The following is a 4,234-nucleotide window of genomic DNA, read 5'->3' as shown; positions in this document are numbered from 1 at the left end:
TTGTTCTCCGAGGCGAGCGCGGCGGCGGTGACGTGCGCGATCATGAAGCCGGAGTTCACGCCCGAGGCCGCGGTGAGGAAGGGCGGCAGGCCGCTGATCGAGGCGTCGATCAGCAGCGCGATGCGCCGCTCGGAGAGCGCGCCGATCTCGGCGATCGCGAGCGCCAGCTGGTCGGCGGCGAAGGCCACCGGCTCGGCGTGGAAATTGCCGCCGGAGATGACGTCGCCGGTCTCGGGGAACACCAGCGGGTTGTCGGACACGGCATTGGCCTCGATCTCCAGCACCTTCGCGGCGTGGCGGATCTGGTCGAGGCAGGCGCCCATCACCTGGGGCTGGCAGCGCAGGGAGTAGGGGTCCTGCACCCGGTCGTCATTCTCGACATGCGAGGCGCGGATGGCGCTGTGGTCGAGCAGGCCGCGCAGCGTCGCCGCCACCTCGATCTGGCCGGGCTGGCCGCGCCATTCGTGGATGCGGGCGTCGAACGGCGCGTCCGAGGCGCGGGCGGCGTCGACCGACATGGCGCCGGCGACCAGGCCGGCGGCGAACACCTCTTCCGTCGCGAACAGGCCGACCAGGGCCAGCGCGGTCGAGACCTGGGTGCCGTTCAGCAGGGCCAGGCCTTCCTTCGGCGCCAGCGTCAGCGGCCTGAGGCCGATCTGGCGCAGCGCATCGGCCGCCGGCCAGCGCTTGCCCTTGAGCCGGACCTCGCCTTCGCCGAGCAGCGCCGCCGACATGTGGGCGAGGGGGGCGAGGTCGCCGGAGGCGCCGACCGAGCCCTTGGCCGGGATGCAGGGATAGGCGCCGGCGTCGAGCAGCGCCTGCAGCGCCTCGATCACCGTCCAGCGCACGCCGGACCGGCCGCGGGCCAGGCCGTTGATCTTGAGTGCCAGGATCAGCCGGACCACGGCATCGTCCAGCAGCGGGCCGGTGCCGACCGCATGGGACAGCACCAGGTTGGTCTGCAGCTGCTCCAGCCGGTCGGTCGGGATCCGGGTCTGGGCCAGCTTGCCGAAGCCGGTGTTGATGCCATAGGCGGTGCGGTTCTCGGCGACGATCGCGGCGACCACGGCGGCGCCGGCCTCGACCTCGGCCCGGCAGGCGGGGTCGAGCCGGATGGCGCCGTCGCCGCGGGCGATGGCGCGAAGCTGGGCCAGCGTCAGCTTGCCGGCGGTGAAGATGATATCGGCCATGTCAGTACAGCCTGTCCCGGTAGGAGGTTTCGAGTCCGGACTGGACCTCATCCGAATCCAGTCCCTTGATCTGGTCGGCAAGGATCTTGCCCAGGGTCGGGAAGCTGCGGCGTTCGATCTGCACCGCCGGGTCCCACAGCCGGGACCGGATCAGCGCTTTGCCGCAGTGGAAATACAGCTCTTCGACCGTGACCTTGAGGGCGGAGGTCGGGACCTTGCCGTCCACGGCCATCGGCTCCAGCAGCGCCGGATCGGTGGTGATCTCGGCGCCGCCGTTGATCCGCAGCGTCTCGTTGACACCCGGCACGAAGAACACCAGCCCCACCTTCGGGTTCTCCACCACGTTGGTGAGGCTGTCGCACAGGTTGTTGCCGCGCCGGTCGGGGATCAGCAGGGTCTTGCGGTCGACCACCGCGACGAAGCCCGGGGCGTCGCCGCGAGGGGAGGCATCGGCGCTGCCGTCCGACCCGGCCGTGGCAATGACCAGGAAGGGCGACAGGCCGATGAAGGCGCGGGCGTGCGGGTCGATCCGGTCGAGGATCTTGTTCCGGACCAGCTCTGACGGATCCGGATACCGGCCGCGCAGCGCGGCCTGGTCCTGGATGGTCCGTTCGTCACGCCCGGCAGCCTCACCCATTGGTGTCCTCCAGCATCGGCAGGTTCATGCCCTGTTCGCGGGCACAATCGCGGGCGATGTCATAGCCCGCATCGGCATGCCGCATGACGCCGGTTCCCGGATCGTTGGTCAACACCCGCTCCAGCCGGCGGGCCGCATCGGCGGTGCCGTCGGCGACGATCACCATGCCGGCATGCTGGCTGTAGCCCATGCCGACGCCGCCGCCATGGTGCAGGCTGACCCAGGTCGCGCCCGAGGCGGTGTTGAGGAGGGCGTTCAGCAGCGGCCAGTCGGACACGGCGTCGGACCCGTCTTGCATCGCCTCGGTCTCGCGGTTCGGGCTGGCGACCGAGCCGCTGTCGAGGTGGTCGCGGCCGATCACGATCGGCGCCTTCAGCTCACCCTTGGCCACCATCTCGTTGAAGGCGAGGCCCAGCCGGTGCCGCTGGCCCAGGCCGACCCAGCAGATGCGCGCCGGCAGGCCCTGGAAGGCGATGCGCTCGCGCGCCATGTCCAGCCAGTTGTGCAGGTGGGCGTCGTCGGGGATCAGCTCCTTCACCTTCTGGTCGGTCTTGTAGATGTCCTCCGGGTCGCCGGACAGGGCGGCCCAGCGGAACGGGCCGATGCCGCGGCAGAACAGCGGGCGGATATAGGCCGGGACGAAGCCGGGGAAATCGAAGGCGTTGTCGACGCCGACATCCTGGGCCATCTGGCGGATGTTGTTGCCGTAGTCGAGCGTCGGGATGCCCATGGCGTGGAAGTCCAGCATGGCGCGGACGTGCGCCGCCATGCTGTCCTTGGCCGCGCGCACCACGCCCTCGGGGTCGGTCAGGCGGCGGGATTCGGCGTCGGCCCAGCTCCAGCCGGCCGGCAGGTAGCCGTTCAGCGGGTCATGGGCGGAGGTCTGGTCGGTCACCACGTCCGGCCGCCAGGACGGGTCGGCCTTGGCCCGGCGCACAATCTCCGGGAAGATCTCGGCGGCGTTGCCCAGCAGGCCGACCGACACCGCCTTGCCCTGGGCCTTCGCCTCGTTGACGATCGCCATCGCCTCGTCCAGCGTGTCGGCCTTGCGGTCGACATAGCGGGTGGCGAGGCGGCGCTCGATCCGGCTGGCCTGGCATTCCACCGCGATCATCGACGCGCCGGCCATGGTGGCGGCCAGCGGCTGCGCCCCGCCCATGCCGCCCAGGCCGCCGGTCAGGACCCAGCGGCCCTTCAGATTGCCGTCGAAATGCTGGCGGCCGATTTCGGCGAAGGTCTCATAGGTGCCCTGGACGATGCCCTGGCTGCCGATATAGATCCACGACCCGGCCGTCATCTGGCCGTACATCATCAGGCCCTTGGCGTCGAGTTCGCGGAAATGCTCCCAGGTCGCCCAGTGCGGCACCAGGTTGGAGTTGGCGATCAGCACCCGCGGCGCGTCGGTGTGGGTGCGGAAGATGCCGACCGGCTTCCCGGACTGGACCAGCAGGGTCTCGTCCGGGGCCAGATCCTTCAGGCTGCGGACGATGGTGTCGTAGGACGCCCAGTTGCGGGCCGCCTTGCCGATGCCGCCATAGACCACCAGCTCGTCCGGGTTCTCGGCCACATCGGGGTCGAGATTGTTCATCAGCATGCGCATGGCGGCTTCGGTCTGCCAGGTCCGGCAGCTCAGCTCCGGCCCGTGCGGCGCCCGGATGACACGACGGTTGGTGGTGGTCGTCACGGCAAAGCCTCCTGGTAGGGTTGGCTCCGGCGGCGCATTGGCTTCCGGGCGAAATTGGTATAGGGTTGTATATACAAGTGACGCGAGGTCGACAAGAGCCTCGGAATGCCCCTCGCAGAACCCTGATGGACGCCAGCCGATGACCATGCTGCTCGACGAGCCGCTGCCGCTGTACCGCCGCGTCAAGGCGATGATCCTGCGCTCGATCGAGGCCGGCGAGTGGTCGGAGAATGGCCGCGTGCCGTCGGAGAACGAACTGGTGAAGTCGCTCGGCATCAGCCGGATGACGATCCACCGGGCGTTGCGCGAGCTGACCGAGGCCGGGGTGCTGGTGCGGGTGCAGGGCGTCGGCACCTTCGTCGCCGGGGCCAAGCCCGAGGTGCCGCTGATGGAAATCCGCAGCATCGCCGACGATGTGCGCGCCCGCGGCCATGCCCACAGCGCCGCGGTGATGCTGCTGCGGGCGGAGACCGTGACGGCGGAGACGGCGCCGCGCTTCGAATTGCCGGAAGGGGCTGCGATCGCCCATTCCATTCTGGTCCATCACGAGGACGGCGTGCCGATCCTGCTGGAGGACCGGCATGTCCGGCTGGAGACGGCGCCGCATTACCTGGCGCAGGATTTCACCCGGATCACGCCGCACGACTATCTGATGCAGCAGGCGCCGCTGTCCGAAGGCGAGCATGTGGTCGAGGCGGTGCTGGCCGAGCCGTGGGAGCGCGA

The 4,234-nt window shown here is 69.8% G+C and carries 4 protein-coding genes; 1 reads left to right on the top strand and 3 read right to left on the bottom strand.

Translation table 11 applies throughout. The annotated features are described in order from the left end of the window. The 3 genes from hutH to hutU form a co-directional block, all read right to left on the bottom strand. A partial coding sequence (hutH, locus tag AC3XYG_RS28825) for a histidine ammonia-lyase (protein ID WP_489143319.1) occupies positions 1–1,190 on the bottom strand: 1,190 nt, incomplete at its 3' end. Between the two features lies 1 nt (position 1,191). Continuing rightward, the gene (locus tag AC3XYG_RS28820; RefSeq protein ID WP_489143318.1) at positions 1,192–1,827 is read right to left on the bottom strand and encodes a pyridoxamine 5'-phosphate oxidase family protein; all 636 of its coding nucleotides are present in this window, start codon (positions 1,825–1,827) and stop codon (positions 1,192–1,194) included. After that, on the bottom strand, positions 1,820–3,511 hold the full coding sequence (gene hutU, locus AC3XYG_RS28815; RefSeq protein ID WP_489143317.1) for a urocanate hydratase: 1,692 nt from the start codon (positions 3,509–3,511) through the stop codon (positions 1,820–1,822). The genes AC3XYG_RS28820 and hutU overlap by 8 nt, the downstream gene beginning before the upstream one ends. 139 nt (positions 3,512–3,650) lie before the next feature. Here hutU and hutC point away from each other — a divergent pair. After that, positions 3,651–4,234, top strand: a 584-nt coding sequence (hutC, locus tag AC3XYG_RS28810; RefSeq protein ID WP_489143316.1) for a histidine utilization transcriptional repressor HutC, incomplete at its 3' end; no start/stop codon positions are given.

The organism is Inquilinus sp. (assembly GCF_057815775.1).
This window is presented reverse-complemented; position numbering and strand designations above follow the sequence as displayed.

Coding starts and splice junctions, on each gene's coding strand:
- AC3XYG_RS28820 (WP_489143318.1), bottom strand. CDS start 1,827: ATGGGTGAGGCTGCCGGGCGTGACGAACGGACCATCCAGGACCAGGCC.